This window comes from Pseudoalteromonas sp. SWXJZ10B, assembly GCF_015864475.1.
In the GTDB taxonomy this organism is placed as follows: domain Bacteria; phylum Pseudomonadota; class Gammaproteobacteria; order Enterobacterales; family Alteromonadaceae; genus Pseudoalteromonas; species Pseudoalteromonas arctica.
The window spans coordinates 32,430-48,438 of sequence record NZ_JADYXD010000030.1; the positions used below are offsets into that span (position 1 = coordinate 32,430).

At 40.4% G+C, this 16,009-nt stretch carries 13 protein-coding genes; 3 read left to right on the top strand and 10 right to left on the bottom strand.

The window, feature by feature from the left end; genetic code table 11:
* Positions 1 to 7 precede the first annotated feature (7 nt).
* The 9 genes from bamA to rpsB form a co-directional block, all read right to left on the bottom strand.
* Positions 8 to 2,479: an outer membrane protein assembly factor BamA gene (gene bamA / locus I6F54_RS18625; RefSeq protein ID WP_007580991.1), complete on the bottom strand. Its 2,472-nt coding sequence runs from the start codon at positions 2,477 to 2,479 to the stop codon at positions 8 to 10.
* Positions 2,480 to 2,575: 96 nt separating this feature from the next.
* On the bottom strand, positions 2,576 to 3,928 hold the full coding sequence (gene rseP, locus I6F54_RS18630; protein ID WP_010553745.1) for a sigma E protease regulator RseP: 1,353 nt from the start codon (positions 3,926 to 3,928) through the stop codon (positions 2,576 to 2,578).
* 1 nt (position 3,929) lies between these two features.
* Entirely contained in the window at positions 3,930 to 5,135 is a 1,206-nt protein-coding gene (gene ispC / locus I6F54_RS18635; protein ID WP_024590724.1) for a 1-deoxy-D-xylulose-5-phosphate reductoisomerase, read from the bottom strand.
* The gene (locus I6F54_RS18640; RefSeq protein ID WP_007580986.1) at positions 5,132 to 5,998 is read right to left on the bottom strand and encodes a phosphatidate cytidylyltransferase; all 867 of its coding nucleotides are present in this window, start codon (positions 5,996 to 5,998) and stop codon (positions 5,132 to 5,134) included. The genes ispC and I6F54_RS18640 overlap by 4 nt, the downstream gene beginning before the upstream one ends.
* Positions 5,999 to 6,017: 19 nt before the next feature.
* Positions 6,018 to 6,797 carry an isoprenyl transferase gene (locus tag I6F54_RS18645; protein ID WP_007580985.1) on the bottom strand — a complete coding sequence of 260 codons (780 nt, stop codon included), beginning with the start codon at positions 6,795 to 6,797 and terminating at the stop codon, positions 6,018 to 6,020.
* Between the two features lie 371 nt (positions 6,798 to 7,168).
* Positions 7,169 to 7,690 (bottom strand): ribosome recycling factor, encoded by a 522-nt coding sequence (frr, locus tag I6F54_RS18650; protein ID WP_206008562.1) that lies wholly within the window; start codon positions 7,688 to 7,690, stop codon positions 7,169 to 7,171.
* A gap of 49 nt (positions 7,691 to 7,739) precedes the next feature.
* The gene (gene pyrH, locus I6F54_RS18655) at positions 7,740 to 8,489 is read right to left on the bottom strand and encodes a UMP kinase (RefSeq protein WP_007580982.1); all 750 of its coding nucleotides are present in this window, start codon (positions 8,487 to 8,489) and stop codon (positions 7,740 to 7,742) included.
* Positions 8,490 to 8,646: 157 nt separating this feature from the next.
* Entirely contained in the window at positions 8,647 to 9,498 is an 852-nt protein-coding gene (gene tsf / locus I6F54_RS18660) for a translation elongation factor Ts (RefSeq protein ID WP_007580981.1), read from the bottom strand.
* Between the two features lie 103 nt (positions 9,499 to 9,601).
* Positions 9,602 to 10,330, bottom strand: a complete 729-nt coding sequence (rpsB, locus tag I6F54_RS18665) for a 30S ribosomal protein S2 (protein ID WP_007580978.1) — start codon at positions 10,328 to 10,330, stop codon at positions 9,602 to 9,604.
* 271 nt (positions 10,331 to 10,601) lie between these two features.
* On the opposite strand from rpsB, the gene map reads away from it, so the two are divergent.
* The 3 genes from map (at position 10,602) to dapD (ending at position 14,906) form a co-directional block, all read left to right on the top strand.
* Positions 10,602 to 11,387, top strand: a complete 786-nt coding sequence (gene map / locus I6F54_RS18670; protein ID WP_007376820.1) for a type I methionyl aminopeptidase — start codon at positions 10,602 to 10,604, stop codon at positions 11,385 to 11,387.
* Between the two features lie 63 nt (positions 11,388 to 11,450).
* Positions 11,451 to 14,069, top strand: coding sequence for a [protein-PII] uridylyltransferase (gene glnD, locus I6F54_RS18675; protein ID WP_197142632.1), 2,619 nt, complete (start codon positions 11,451 to 11,453; stop codon positions 14,067 to 14,069).
* A 9-nt stretch (positions 14,070 to 14,078) separates the two neighbouring features.
* Positions 14,079 to 14,906 carry a 2,3,4,5-tetrahydropyridine-2,6-dicarboxylate N-succinyltransferase gene (gene dapD, locus I6F54_RS18680; protein WP_197142634.1) on the top strand — a complete coding sequence of 276 codons (828 nt, stop codon included), beginning with the start codon at positions 14,079 to 14,081 and terminating at the stop codon, positions 14,904 to 14,906.
* Positions 14,907 to 14,950: 44 nt separating this feature from the next.
* Here dapD and I6F54_RS18685 read toward each other — a convergent pair whose 3' ends face one another.
* On the bottom strand, positions 14,951 to 15,916 hold the full coding sequence (locus I6F54_RS18685) for a leucine-rich repeat domain-containing protein (protein ID WP_197142636.1): 966 nt from the start codon (positions 15,914 to 15,916) through the stop codon (positions 14,951 to 14,953).
* Between the last annotated feature and the right edge of the window lie 93 nt (positions 15,917 to 16,009).

The window sequence follows — 16,009 nt, forward strand, 5'->3', positions numbered from 1 at the left end:
AACTCCTTTAGAAAGTGTTACTAATGTTAAAGCTGATGGTTTTCGTATCGTCATCTTCTTCTTTTTGCAATGGATACGCAAAACTGATCAGCATTGGACCCATTGGAGAGATCCATTGTAATGAAAGACCGGTTGAAACCCTAAAACGCATTGGGTCTGAATAGTCATCTAATTTAGCACGTTCATCAACGCCTAAGTTTTGATAGCGGTCTACGTTAAACTCAGTATCCCATACGTTTGCAGCATCAACAAAGAAGCTAGTACGTACAGAGCTGGTATTTTCTTCATCTAAGAATGGTGTAGGAACAATTAGCTCCATACCTGCCACTGCTTTGGCATTACCACCAATACGACCTTGTGGCACTAGAATATCAAATTCTGATGCACCACCAATGCTACCGGTTGTAGTACCGTCTGCACCTGGCGTACCCGGAATAGACTGCGGTATACGCGACACAGCACGTGGTAATATTGTATTACGGTCAAAGCCACGTAGTTCCATTTCCGTTATACGGAAGTACTCTTGGAATGGAAGTGTTTGCTCATACCCGTTTGTAGAACCATAACCATTACCATAACCAAGTGCTGCACGCGTTGAGAATACCCAACGGTGGTCATTTGATATAGGCCAGTAAAAACGCGAATCGTAGTTCAGTTTAAAGTACTGAAGATCTGAGTTAGGCGTTGTTGCTGTTAAGTTTAGAGTTTGACGCGAACCCGCTGTTGGGAATAAACCACGGTTAACGGTGATACGCGACCAGCCAACACTCAGCTCATACTTAGTAAAGTCAAAGCCTGCATCTGGGTTATCTGGATCTAAGAATGTTTCACGAAGTACACGCGTTTGCTCGTACTCTGCAATATCCGAAAGCTCTTCTTTAATCCAACGGGCGCCAAAGTTAACACGATTTACAGCATCAATTGGAAAACCAATATTTGTGCCTAAACCATAACTTTTCGATTTATATTCAACAAGACTGAATTTACTTGCATCGTAGTTTCTGTAAAAGATGCTACTGCCTTGCGATACACCATCTGGCGTAAAGTATGGGTCTGTGTACGATAAGCTTAAGCTTTCAGAACCTGTAGACGTATTAAGGTTTAAACCAATTTGGTTACCTGTGCCTAAAAAGTTAGATTCTGTTACACCAATATTAAACTGCAGACCTAAGTAAGAACCATAAGCAAGACCAGCATTAAAGCTACCTGCAGATTGCTCTTTTACAGTAAAGTCTACATCTACTTGGTCATCCACACCGGGTACAGGCACTACGTTAAAATCAACAGTTTCCATGTAAGGTAGACGTTGAATTTGCAGTTTTGAACGCTCAAGGTTTTGATTAGATAACCATGCGCCTTCAAGTTGTGTCATTTCACGACGAAGTACTTCATCTGCCGTATTTTGGTTACCACCAACAATAATACGACGAACGTATACACGCTTACCTGGATTAACCGATAGTGTTAATTGTACTTCTTGCTTTTCGTCGTCAATTTCTGGAATTGTACGCACTTCAGCATTAGCGTAACCAAAACGTGCTAAGTAGCTTTTAATAAACTCTTCAGATGAAGTAACTACAGAACCGTTATAAAGCTCACCCGCTCTAAGTGGGATAACACTTTTAATTAAGTCTTCACGGCCAAGCAAGTCACCAATAAAGTCAAAACCTTTAACTTTATATTTTACGCCTTCAGTTAAGTTAGCTGTAACGTAAACCGATTCACGTTCAGGGCTCACTGAAACTTGCGTTGAGTCGATATTAAAACGCAGGTAACCACGGTCTAAATAATAACTACGAATTTTTTCTAAATCGCCTTCAATGGTTTGCTTTTGGTAACGGTCGCTACCCATAAACTGCCACCAAGGTAAATCTTGCTGCGATTCAGCAAGTTTAAGAAGCTCTTCATTAGAAAAAAGTTCATTACCCACTAAGTTAATTTGGCGGATAGAAGCAGCATCACCTTCATCAAACTCTAACTTAAGTTTAACGCGGTTACGTGGCAGCTTAGTAATACTGATATCTACTTTAGCGTTGTATTTACCAATACTGTGGAAAAACTCAACTAAGCCTTTTTCGATACTATCGATAACGGTTTTATCAAGTGGTTCACCTTGGCGAATATCTTGCTGATCAAGAGACTCATTAAGCTGCTCGTCTTTAATGTCTTTATTGCCTTCAAACTCAATAAAGCTGATGGTAGGACGTTCCGTTACTTTAAAAATAACGTTGTTGCCATCACGAAGTGCTTTTATGTTATCAAAGTGCCCAGAACGATAAAGTGACTTTATTGTTTTTGAAATCGTATAGTCATCAACATTATCGCCTACGTTAATAGGAATATGTGTTAGCGCTGCACCAAGTGCTACGCGCTGCAAACCTTCAACTTTCAGGTCTTCAACAATAAAGGAGTTTTGGCCTAGGGCTGCAAAACTTGCACCCAATAAACTTGTTATTGCCAAATGTTTTTTTATAGCCATTTTATTATCTTTATCCTTTACAACTGTATTACCGCATAACACCTTACTAATGGTGCTTTACAATCGTGTTCTAATTAGTAATTTGCCACGCTGTAACTACAAACGCGATACATCATTGAACAAAGCGAAACATGTTAGAAAAATGAGCAACAAGGCACCCACTTTAAAACCAAACTCTTGTGTCTTTTCAGAGACCGGCTTTTTACGAAAAAGTTCAATTATGTAATACATTAAGTGTCCGCCATCAAGCACTGGTAAGGGTAATAAATTAAATACACCCAAGTTAACGCTTATTAAGGCTAAAAAGCTTAAAAAGGCCACTAACCCATAGCTTACGCTAGTTCCAGCGCCTACTGCAATGCCCACAGGACCACTTAAATTTTTAACCGAAACCTGGCCTGTAATTAAATTACCAATCATGTCAAAACTGAGTGTAATTAAGCGCCAAGTTTCTTTTGTGCCTCGCACAATACTATCGAGCGGGCCGTAATGCCTTGTCTCTACATAGCCATCAGGCCATTGCTGTACAACAGGAGCAACACCTAAAAAGCCTTGCTCAATACCGTTATTATCAATGCGCCCTTTAGGGGTAACTGTAATGGCTTGTATAGTATCTTGTCTTTTTACACTAAATTGTAAAGATTTGTTAGCTGATTGCGTAATAAGATTAACTAATTGCTGCCAATTGCTTATTGTTTCACCGTTTACAGCCAAAATTGTGTCGTTAACTTGTAAATTAGCGTGTTCTGCGGCTGAGTCTTTAGTTACGGCGGCAATTGTTAAAGTTGCTTGAGGTCTAAATGGCACAATACCTAACGAACTCAGTGGTGGTACGTCTCGCTGGTCAAGCTTCCAACCCTCTAAATTAAGCGTTTTAACGCGTGGTTGAAGGTTTTTATCACGAACAATAACTTCAACGCTTTCTTCGCCTAAGTTAGACATAAGCGCAAATGTGGCATCTTGCCATGTCGTTATGTCATCATCACCAATTTTTATAATATGTTGAGAAGGCATAATGCCCGCCTGCTCTGCGCGACTGCCTTCGGTTATGCTGCCAACAACTGGCTTAACCGATTGCACACCTACCATATACATCACCGCAAGAGCAAAAATGGCAAACAAAAAGTTAGCCATTGGTCCCGCAGCAACAATAGCAATACGCGCTTGTACAGATTTAGAGTTAAACGACAAGTGGCGTTGATTTGCTGGTACGTCATCAACTCGCTCATCAAGCATTTTTACATAACCACCTAATGGAATAGCGGCAATCACGTATTCGGTATTATATTTGTCATGCCATTTTAACAGTGGCTTACCAAAACCAATTGAAAAACGCAGCACTTTAACGCCCATTTTTCGTGCAACCCAAAAATGGCCATATTCATGTATGGCCACTAAAATACCAAGCGCTAAAATAAATGAGCCAAGATTCCAAAAAAAATCAAACATATTAATGCGCCACTTTTGTTATAAATTCTGAAGCGCTAATACGCGCTAATTTATCACACTCTAAAATTTCATCTAGGCTTTGCACATTGGTGTAAGTTGCAGCTTCTAGCGTCTGTGCATTTATTTTGTATATATCGGTAAAACCAATTTTACCGTTTAAGAATGCGCCCACAGCTATTTCATTTGCTGCATTAACCGTTGTTGTCGCGCCCTGCCCTGCACTACACGCATCAATCGCTAATTGTAAATTTGGATAACGAGAAAAATCAGGTTTAGTAAACGAAAAATCACAAATGTCAGAGAAGTTTAACGGTTTAACACCCGCATTAATTCGCTCAGGATACGCAAGTGCATGGGCAATTGGCGTGCGCATATCGGGGTTACCCATTTGCGCTAAAATAGAACCATCGTGGTACTGCACCATTGAATGAATGATACTTTGTGGATGAATAACCACATCAATATCACTCGCATCACAATTGAATAACCACTTAGCTTCAATAAACTCTAAACCTTTGTTCATCATAGTTGCGGAATCTACTGATATTTTTTGACCCATCGACCAGTTAGGGTGTGCAACGGCTTCACTTACGGTTACATCTTTTAACGTATTTATATCACGCGTTAAAAATGGGCCACCAGAGCCGGTAAGCAAAATTTTACTTACGCCATGTTGCTGTAGTTTTTGATCGCCTTTGGCATTTTGTAACGAAGACGGTAGGCATTGAAAAATTGCATTATGTTCGCTATCTATTGGCAGCAAAGTGGCTTTATGTTGTTTAACTTTATCAATAAACAACTGACCTGACATAACTAAAGATTCTTTATTAGCTAGTAGTACTTTTTTACCCGCTTCAACAGCACTTAATGTGGGTAGTAAACCAGCTGCACCTACAATTGCCGACATTACAATGTCAACATCAGGATGAGCACATAAGTCACTCATTGCTTGCTCACCGTGCATAACAAGAGTTTGGCACTGAGTATTAGCTAAATACGCAGATAATTGCTCTGCGGCCTGCTGGTTAGCCATAATCGCATAAAGCGGTTCATGTTCAATACACAACTCCGCCATTTTCTTTGCATTTTGTCCTGCAGCCAAAACAAAAACATCAAATAACTCTTTATTGCGCGACACAACATCAAGTGTACTTAAACCAATTGAGCCCGTTGCGCCTAAAATAACCAGCAATTGCTTTTGGCTCATAAACTAAGAGTCCACGCATAGCACATAACAAACATTGGAGCAGCAGCCGTTAAGCTGTCAATTCTATCTAAAATACCGCCGTGTCCTGGTAAACATCGACCGCTATCTTTTAAACCAGCTTCACGTTTAAACATGCTTTCCAGTAAATCACCTACCGCAGAAAACAACGCAATAAATGCTGTCATTATCGCGTACACAGGCCATACAACTAAATCAACATCGGTAAAGTGACAAAATGCTAATACAAAAATAATAGAAGCGACTACACCGCCTGCTAACCCTTCAATTGTTTTATTAGGGCTTACTTTAGGCATTAACTTATGTTTACCAAAACTTTTACCCGTAAAGTAAGCACCCACATCTGCGCTCCATACAATACCGAGTACCACTAAAATTAGCACCGAACCAAAATGAGTTGATTCAGCATATTGCGCGCTACGTAGTGTATTTAGAGCAAGCCATAGCGGTACAAGCGTGAGTAGCCCTGCAATGCCGCGCATAACTAGGCCTTCATTCCACGCTTTAGCCATTTCTGGGTAGCGCCAAATTAAATAGCTAGCAACAATCCACCAAGCAAACGAAAGCGTAAATACGTAGTTTGCATCACCGACTAGCTTGCCATTTTCCCATAATGATTCAATAGGCCAATGTAAATTAAGCAAGGCAAGTAAAGCGCCAATAAACACAACAAAGGCAGCACGTTTAAGCTTGTCGCAAAGGCCCATAAATGCAGACCATTCCCATGCGCCTAATAATACAATTGCACCAGCAAAGTAACTAAATAACGTAAGCGGTGTATAAAAAACCAAAGCCAATGCTAATGGAGCTAGCACTAGAGAGGTTAAAATTCGTTGTTTTAACAAAATGTGACCCTTATTCTATTTAGGTTTGAGCGAGTAATTGTTTTATTTGTTCGCCCGTACAACCAAAACGTCGCTCTCTGGCAACGTAACACGCAATGGCCTCAGCAAATGCTGCTTCATTAAAATCTGGCCAAAGTGTCTCGGTAAAGTAAAGTTCTGCATAAGCAACTTGCCATAGTAAAAAATTACTAATACGAACATCGCCACCAGTGCGAATAAGTAAATCAGGTTCAGCCTGATCTGCCATGCTCATATGCTGTGCTAAGCGCTCTTCTGTAATATCTTCTGCGTTTAGTGTGCCCTGCGCAACTTGCAAAGCAAGTTGTTTTGCCGCATTGGCAACATCCCAACGACCACCGTAATTAGCTGCAACATTTAAACGCAACCCGGTGTTATTTTCAGTCAGCTTATGCGCAGCGTCTACCTTGCTACGTAATCCTTCAGAAAATCGTGATAAGTCTCCAATAATGGTCAGTTTTACATTGTTTTTATGAAGCTTTTTAACTTCCTTTGTTAAAACAAATAAGAAAAGCTCCATTAAAGTGTTTACTTCGTCTTCAGGGCGGCGCCAGTTTTCACTACTAAAAGCAAATAAGGTTAACGATTGTATCCCTAATTTAGTACAAAACTGAACAGATTGACGAACTGCGTCTACGCCTTTTTTATGCCCATACACACGAGGTCTATTTCTAGCTTGCGCCCAACGTCCGTTCCCATCCATGATGATAGCAACATGTTTGGGTAAACATTGCTGTGAAATTGTGTCAGCATCTAGAACCATAAATATCGAGTATTCCATAAAAAAACGCCGCCTAGTATACCCTAGACGGCGTTTCAAAACTAATAATTTTAATAGGTCCTGTCGACCTTTCAGGATTGTAATTTGTTCAATCTAGGGGCGACTTAATCGCGGCGCGAGATTTGTAACCTAGTGGACTAAGTAAAAATCGAGTAAAGCTTCCGCGTCCTGCTCACGCCCCTTACCTACATCCATGTAGGCAACAAAGAGTTAATCGCCCCTAGGCAGAACCCTTTGGGCAGCGCGTGTTTGGATTTTATGCATCGTTATCGCCTAATTATGGGGAATAACCACACAACATAGGCTCTGCCTTGCCTAAAAACCAAACACACTGCTGCAAATTCAACCTCGAAAGATAAACAGGACCTTACTTAGATTTCCATCAATTCTGTTTCTTTGGCAGCTAATAAAGTATCCATTTCTTTAATAAACTTATCAGTAAGCTTTTGAATCGCATCATCCGATTGACGCGCTTCATCTTCAGATATGTCTTTATCTTTTAATAAACCCTTTACATCGCCATTAGCATCACGACGAATGTTACGAATAGCAACACGACCGCCTTCAACTTCGCCACGTACAATTTTGATTAGGTCTTTACGACGCTCTTCTGTAAGTGGAGGAAGTGGTACGCGAATAACAGTACCTGCCGACATAGGGTTTAAACCTAAGTCAGATGCCATAATTGCTTTTTCAACAGCTTGCGCTAAAGACTTATCAAATACACCAATAGCAAGTGTACGAGAATCTTCAATTGTTACGTTAGCAACTTGGTTTAAAGGCGTTGGTGCACCGTAGTACGACACCATAATGCCATCTAGGATTGCAGGATGTGCACGGCCAGTACGAATTTTAGATAATTGGCTACCTAGTGCAGTTACACTTTTTTGCATGCGCGCTTGCGCGTCTTTTTGAATATCGTTAATCACGGTTTAATCCTAATTATTTGATTATTTCATCTGAGGCTTGTGAAGAAATAAGTGTACCTTCTTCTTCACCCATAATTACGCGTTTTAGCGCGCCTGATTTATTCATGTTAAATACGCTCAATGGCATATTGTGATCGCGGGCTAGAGTAAATGCCGCTAAATCCATAACTTTTAATTCTTTTTCAATGATTTCATTGTAGCTTAAGTGGGTATAAAGCGTCGCATCTGGGTTTTTAACAGGGTCATCACTGTATACGCCATCAACCTTAGTCGCTTTAATTACTGTATCCGCTTCAATTTCGATACCGCGTAAACATGCTGCAGAATCGGTAGTAAAAAATGGGTTACCAGTACCCGCTGCAAAAATGACTACGCGACCAGTTTTCAATAAACTAATTGCTTCAGCCCAGTTATAAGCGTCACATACACCATTAAGCGGAATAGCCGACATAAGACGACAATTTACAAATGCACGGTGTAGCGCATCACGCATTGCAAGGCCGTTCATAACAGTTGCAAGCATACCCATGTGATCGCCTACTACGCGATTCATACCTGCTTCTGCAAGTGATCCACCGCGTAAAAAGTTACCTCCACCAATAACTAAACCCACTTCTACGTCGAGCTCTACTAGCTCTTTAATTTCTTGTGCCATACGGTCTAAAACTTTAGGATCGATGCCGAAGCCTTCGTCTCCCATTAAAGCTTCACCACTTAATTTGAGAAGAACACGTCTAAAAATAGGTTTGCGATTGATAGTCATAGTATTGGGGCCAACTTTTATTGAATTATGGATAAAAAATAACCGCGCTTATGTTAAACATAAAAGCGCGGTTATTTTAAAGAATTTCTAGCTGCGAAGCAAAACCAAATAGTACTTTAATTGCATCTAATTTCATTATCCTTCACAAATAGTAATCTTACTTAGCTTTAGCAGCAGCAATTTGAGCAGCAACTTCAGCAGCAAAATCTTCTTCTTTCTTCTCGATACCTTCACCAACTTCTACACGTACGAAGCTAGTAACTGTTGCGTTTTTCTCTTTAAGAATATCGCCAACAGTTTTCTTAGGCTCCATGATGAAAGCTTGACCAGTAAGAGAAACCTCACCAGTGAATTTTTTCATGCGGCCAACAACCATCTTCTCAGCGATTTCAGCAGGCTTGCCTTCATTCATCGCGATTTCGATTTGTACTTGCTTTTCTTTAGCAACAACATCGGCTGGTACATCTGAAGGTGTTAAGTATTCAGGGCTAGATGCAGCAACGTGCATTGCAACGTGCTTAAGTGTTTCTTCATCAGCAACACCCGCAACAACAACACCGATACGATCGCCATGACGGTACTCAACTAGGTTTTCACCAGTTACGTACTGTAAACGACGTACATTGATGTTTTCGCCAATTTTAGTAACTAGCTCAACACGGTCTTCTTCAAACTTAGCTTGTAAGTCTTCGATAGAGATAGTGTCAGCAATTGCAGCGTCAGCAACTTTGTTAGCAAATGCTAAGAAGCTTACGTCTTTTGCAACGAAATCTGTTTGACAGTTAACTTCTACTAGTACTGCAACACCCGCGTTTTGCTTGATGATGATAGTACCTTCAGCAGCAATGTTACCTGCTTTTTTAGCAGCTTTAGCAGCGCCACTTTTACGCATGTTTTCAATCGCTAACTCGATGTCGCCATCAGTCTCAGTTAACGCTTTTTTACAATCCATCATGCCAGCGCCTGTGCGCTCGCGTAATTCTTTAACTAGGGCAGTAGTTACAGCCATTAGTAAATCCTCAAATCTGAAATCAGGTTAGATAAGCGGGTTACCCGCTCGACAAGAATAGCAAGTCTTCACCTTAAAAAGATGAAGACTTGATGACAGCTAATTACTCAGCTTCAACGAAATCGTCTTTCTCAGCTTGAGCAACGATGTTATTCTCGCGACCTTCAGTAATAGCAGCTGCAACAGCGCTAGTGTAAAGGCTTACAGCACGGATAGCATCATCGTTACCAGGTACGATGTAATCAACACCGTCTGGGTTAGAGTTAGTATCTACGATTGCAACAACTGGAATACCTAGGTTGTTTGCTTCACGGATAGCAATGTGCTCGTGGTCAGCATCGATAACGAAAAGCGCGTCTGGAAGACCGCCCATGTTTTTGATACCACCAAGGCTCTTTTCAAGCTTTTCCATTTCGCGGTTAAGCGTTAACGTTTCTTTCTTAGTTAATTTCTCGAAAGTTCCGTCTTGGCTTTGTGCTTCAAGGTCTTTAAGACGCTTGATTGATTGACGTACAGTTTTCCAGTTAGTCAACATACCACCTAACCAACGGTGATTTACGAAGAACTGGTCGCTTTCTAAAGCAGCTGATTTAACTGCGTCGCTTGCTGCGCGCTTAGTACCAACGAAAAGAACTTTACCTTTGTTTGCTGCAGCACTTGATAAAAACTTAAGTGCGTCGTTGAACATTGGTACAGTTTGCTCAAGGTTGATGATATGTACACGGTTACGTGTGCCGAAGATGAAAGGCTTCATCTTAGGGTTCCAGTAACGTGCTTGGTGACCAAAGTGAACACCAGCTTGAAGCATATCGCGCATTGAAACGTTTGCCATTTTATAGATCCTCTATAGTTGTTTAGGGTTAGGCCTCCACATATCCCATAGCACCAACACCGAAGTAATTAAACTTCAAATGCACCCAAGTGTATGTGACGATACGTGTGTGTGTTAAAATAAAATTGTGTTTGCCTTAAATACAAAAAATCATTTAAGAATTTATTTGTAAAAAGACGGCGCGCTTTATACCATATTAAAATTAAATACTCAACGTCGCGTGCAAAATTTGTTCGGCGATAAATGTTAAAAACTCAACTTTGGAGCCTCAATGAGCGCTATTATCAAGACCCCTGAAGAAATAGAGAAAATGCGCGTAGCTGGGCGCTTAGCGGCCGATGTACTTGAAATGATCGGCCCTCATGTAGTGCCAGGTGTTACCACCGATGAGCTAAATACACTTTGTCATGATTATATTGTTAATGTGCAACAAGCAATCCCTGCTCCGTTAAATTATCATGGCTTTCCAAAATCAGTTTGTACGTCAGTTAATCATGTTATTTGTCACGGAATTCCAAATGACAAAGCATTAAAAGAAGGCGACAGTGTAAATATCGACGTAACGGTCATTAAAGATGGTTACCACGGCGACACATCTAAAATGTTCCACGTTGGTACACCAAACATTCAAGCTAAGCGTCTTGCAGAAGTAACACAAGAAAGCTTATACCTTGCTATTAAAATGGTAAAACCAGGTGTGCGCTTGGGTGATATTGGCTCAGCAATTCAAAAATATGCAGAGAGCTTTAACTACTCAATTGTACGTGAGTATTGCGGCCATGGTATTGGCGCAGGATTTCATGAAGAACCACAAATAATGCATTACGGTAAAGCCGGTACTGGCGAAGCCTTAAAAGCAGGTATGTGTTTAACTATTGAACCTATGGTTAATGCGGGTAAACGCCAATGTAAGCTTCTTAAAGATGATTGGACAGTAGTTACACGCGACCGTAGTTTGTCTGCGCAATGGGAACATACTTTATTAGTGACTGAAAATGGTGTTGAAATTTTAACGCTACGATCAGATGATACTATCGACAGGATTATCGAACACTAATAAAAACCGAACCATTGATAAAAGTACTTATCAAAATAAAGGTTCAACAAGGAGCCAGCCCACGTGGCATTACCCAACAAAGTAAAAAAGTTGCTTAGCGATGCTGAGCAACTTAGTGATTATCGCGATTGTTCTAGCTATTTTTATAAATGGCTACATAACGAGTTTTCTAAACAACCGGTTGGGAATTTAATTAATGCCCGGGCTGAGTTTATTGACCGCCTACTCATAAAGCTGTTTCATGTTTACGACTTAGCGCATGAACCTGATTTAGCGCTAATTGCTGTAGGCGGATACGGACGTGGCGAGCTACATCCCTACTCCGACATCGACTTTTTATTGCTTGTAACTAAACCGCCAAGCGAAGAAATATGCGAAAAAATAGGCCTGTTTGTCACCATGCTATGGGATCTCAACTTAGAGATTGGCCACAGCGTGCGCACGATAGAACAAGCCATTGAGCAAAAACGCGAAGACGTTACTTTTGCCACCAGCTTGCTCGAAAGCCGCCTTATTTTTGGTAACCACATTGAGTTTGAAAAACTCAAAATGCATATTCTTGAAACGCCAGTATGGCGCTCAGGTGAATTTTTTACTGCTAAAGTTCAAGAGCAAAACTTACGCCACAGAAAGTGCCACGGCACCGCGTATAACCTTGAGCCAAACATTAAAGAAAACCCCGGTGGTCTGCGCGACTTACAAACCATTATTTGGGTGGCAAAAAAGCACTTTAGAACCGAAACCCTACAAGAGTTAATAAGCCACGGATATTTAACTCACGAAGAGTTTCAAGAGCTTTCCGAGTGCCTAGAAAACCTATGGAACATTCGCTTTGCACTGCATTTAGCAGCAGGGCGAGCTGAAAACCGCTTATTGTTTGATCATCAACCGCAAGCCGCTGAAATTTTAGGTTTTGGTAGCGACGGCAAAGCCTCCGTTGAGCGTATGATGAAACGCTTATTTAGAATAATGAGCCGCGTGCGCGAACTTAACCAAATGCTACTTTCATACTTTGAACAAAGTATAATGCCCGAAAGTAGTGAAAAAACGGTGATAGAACTCGACAGAAACTTTGAACAAGTGGGCCATCAAATACGCGTAAAAGATCCGTCGGTATTTTTTAGACGCGATCAACTTTTTGTATTATTTGAGCACATAGCCGATAACCCAGTAATAACCCATATTTACCCAAGTACTATTCGTACCATTCGCCAGGTGCGCCGTCGTTTATTGGGTGATTTACAAGATTACGCAGCCTGCCGTGAAGCATTTTTACGCTTAGTTAAACACCCTAATGGCATGGGACGCGCATTTACGCTGATGCACAAGCACGGCATGCTTGCCGCCTACTTACCACAGTGGCGTAATATATTTGGGCAAATGCAGTTTGATTTATTTCATGCCTATACCGTTGATGAGCACACCCATAAGTTAATCAAAAATATTTACGAATACTTTGATAAAACAGGCATTAGCGAGTTTCCTATTTGTAGTGAAATAGTAACTCGAATGGATAAACCAGAGCTACTTTATTTAGCGGGTATATTTCATGATATTGCTAAAGGCCGAGGTGGCGACCATTCAGAACTTGGCGCTGTTGATGCCATAGCTTTTGCTAAATTGCATGGCTTTTCATCGGCTGATGCTAAGCTAGTAGCATGGCTTGTAAGTAACCATTTACTTATGTCGGTTACCGCACAGCGTAAAGATATTAACGACCCAGCTGTAATAAAAGACTTTGCAACACGTATTAAAACAGAGCGCCAACTCGACTACTTATATTGTTTAACCGTTGCCGACATACGTGCAACCAACGACAACTTATGGAACGATTGGAAAAACACCCTACTGCGTGAGCTTTATTTACACACGCAACGCGCACTGCGCTTAGGGCTCGAAAACCCAATGGATCAACGCGACCAAATTCGCGACAAAAAGCATCAAGCTAAACAGCGTCTTCTTAATTTAGGTTATCAAGAGGAACAAATTGATTTAATTTGGAGCCGCTTTAAAGCCAACTATTATACCGCTTTTAGCGAACAGCAAATATCATGGCAAACCGAGCATTTATTAAATAGCACAGACTTAAGCCAGCCAAGTGTTGTTGTATCTAACAAAGCGATGCATGGTGGCACACAAGTATTTGTATACAGCCCTTACTCTGGCGCACTATTTGCCAGATTAGTGAGCGTTATTGGCTCTAAAAAAGCACAAATACAACACGCTCAAGTACTGACCACAAAAGACGGTTATATACTGTTTAGCTTTGTAATACTTGAAGTGAGCGGCGACCCTATAGCCAGTGGTAGAGCGCAATCAATTAAACGTGGACTTGAGCAAGCCCTAAGCGATCCGCGTAAAAAAATTCGCTTTAAAAAGAGCAGAACTCAACGCTTTAAAGATTTTAATATTAAACCTAAAATTGTACTGCGCCCACATGCACGCAAAGACCGTAGCTTAATAGAAATTCAAGCCGTCGATATACAAGGTTTACTAACCAAAATAGCTGAAGTTTTCCAAGCGCATTTACTACACATTCACGCTGCCCGTATTACCACAGTAGGTGAACGTGCCGAGGATTTCTTTGTTGTATCAAATAACGAATACCAAGCGCTGACTGATGAAGAGCAAGCAAAAATTCATCAGGCATTACGTAAAAAATTCAACGCCGAAACAGAATAGAGGACACACATGTCAGATTTAAAAACGATGATCGAAAACGCATGGGACAACCGCGATAGCATTAGCCCAAGCACAGTATCAAACGACGTAAAACAAGCTATTATCGACGCACTTGATTTACTTGATAGCGGCGCAGCACGTGTTGCTGAAAAAATATCGGGTGAATGGGTTGTACACCAGTGGCTTAAAAAAGCAGTGTTACTGTCGTTTCGTATTCGCGACAACCAACCAATGAACGATGGCGTAAACCAGTTTTACGACAAAGTACCGCTTAAATTTAGCGACTACACCCCAGAGCAGTTTCAGCAAGGCGGTATGCGCGTAGTACCAAACGCAGTAGCACGTAAAGGCAGCTTTGTAGGTAAAAACGTTGTACTTATGCCATCGTACGTAAACATTGGCGCATACGTTGACGACGGCACCATGGTTGATACATGGGCGACTGTAGGCTCGTGTGCACAAATTGGTAAGAACGTACATTTATCAGGTGGCGTTGGCATAGGCGGCGTTTTAGAGCCTCTACAAGCTAACCCAACTATCATTGAAGACAACTGCTTTATTGGCGCACGTTCTGAAATTGTTGAAGGCGTAATCGTTGAAGAAGGCGCTGTAATTTCAATGGGCGTTTACATCAGCCAAAGCACCCGTATTTATGACCGAGAAACCGGCGAAATTCACTACGGCCGCGTACCAGCAGGCGCAGTAGTTGTACCAGGCGCACTACCTTCAAAAGATGGCACCCACAGCCTGTACGCTGCAATCATCGTGAAAAAAGTAGACAAACAAACACGTGAAAAAGTAGGCATAAACGCCCTACTACGCTCAATTGATGAATAAAGCGTAGTCAATTTAATGGCGCAAATATGAATTAATTTGCGCCATTAAAAAATGTATGGCTTCGATTTAAAATCAAGCTTAGCGTATTTTTTCACGTTCCTGAACCCAACTTCCACGAAACGTAAACTTGGATGGTTTAGTATAGGAGTAACATTAACCCCACCATCAACTAGTCCATGCAATTCTATATATTCGAGTTTAACTAACTTCTCAAGTCCATTTAATGTTGTCACTTTTGTGTTACTTATAGTGAGGGCCTCAATATTAACCAAATCAGAAATAGAAGCAACATTGTTGATATCGTTATTGCCAAGCTCTAATGTAGTTAACGTAGTAATATTTTTAAGGGCCGTTATATCATTAATATTATTGGATGATATATCTAACATATTCAGATTATTTAGTGATTTGAGGGGGGAAACATTAACTATTTCATTTTTTGATAAATCTAACTCTTTTAATGAACTTAGCTTTCTTAAAGCTCTTATATCATTGATCTGGTTCTTCATTAAGTTAAGCTTTTTAAGAGTTGAAAAATTTTTTAATGACTGAATGTTATCAATTAAATTTCTTGAAAGATTCAACTCCTCTACATTTTCAAGCGAAGCTAAAGCTGATATATCTTTTATTCTTAATAGTATTAAAGATATAAACTTTAAGTTATTGAGATTTGACAAAGAGGATATATTAATTGATTCACTTTGAAAGTTACATGAAGAAATATTGATTTTCTCCAAAGATGATAATTTCCCTAAAAAATCGAGATTAGGTATATCGCTGGAGATTAAACATAACTCTTTCAAATTGTGTAAAGAAGACACTCCTGATAGCTCATTCACACTAACAAACATTAATTTTAAAGCGTTTAATTTTTTCGAACTAACTATAAAATTAAGATCATTTATCTTACATCTTGCAAAACTTACCTCTTCTAGTTCTAGCAAAGCATTCAATGGGGATAAATCATGGGCATTTACTTTATTTATCACTAGTCTTTTTAGACGTTTCATATGTAGTGGTACAGTGATTTTGGCCACCCATTAAGAAAGAAATGTTATGCTAATAAGCATACAAATTTGGGTGAAAAAATGACGAAATTAAAA

What these genes read in the sequence shown, in the direction of transcription:
- bamA (WP_007580991.1), bottom strand. Translation starts at nt 2,479, where the DNA reads ATGGCTATAAAAAAACATTTGGCAATAACAAGTTTATTGGGTGCAAGT.
- rseP (WP_010553745.1), bottom strand. Translation starts at nt 3,928, where the DNA reads ATGTTTGATTTTTTTTGGAATCTTGGCTCATTTATTTTAGCGCTTGGT.
- ispC (WP_024590724.1), bottom strand. Translation starts at nt 5,135, where the DNA reads ATGAGCCAAAAGCAATTGCTGGTTATTTTAGGCGCAACGGGCTCAATT.
- I6F54_RS18645 (WP_007580985.1), bottom strand. Translation starts at nt 6,797, where the DNA reads ATGGAATACTCGATATTTATGGTTCTAGATGCTGACACAATTTCACAG.
- frr (WP_206008562.1), bottom strand. Translation starts at nt 7,690, where the DNA reads ATGCAAAAAAGTGTAACTGCACTAGGTAGCCAATTATCTAAAATTCGT.
- pyrH (WP_007580982.1), bottom strand. Translation starts at nt 8,489, where the DNA reads ATGACTATCAATCGCAAACCTATTTTTAGACGTGTTCTTCTCAAATTA.
- tsf (WP_007580981.1), bottom strand. Translation starts at nt 9,498, where the DNA reads ATGGCTGTAACTACTGCCCTAGTTAAAGAATTACGCGAGCGCACAGGC.
- rpsB (WP_007580978.1), bottom strand. Translation starts at nt 10,330, where the DNA reads ATGGCAAACGTTTCAATGCGCGATATGCTTCAAGCTGGTGTTCACTTT.
- map (WP_007376820.1), top strand. Translation starts at nt 10,602, where the DNA reads ATGAGCGCTATTATCAAGACCCCTGAAGAAATAGAGAAAATGCGCGTA.
- dapD (WP_197142634.1), top strand. Translation starts at nt 14,079, where the DNA reads ATGTCAGATTTAAAAACGATGATCGAAAACGCATGGGACAACCGCGAT.
- I6F54_RS18685 (WP_197142636.1), bottom strand. Translation starts at nt 15,916, where the DNA reads ATGAAACGTCTAAAAAGACTAGTGATAAATAAAGTAAATGCCCATGAT.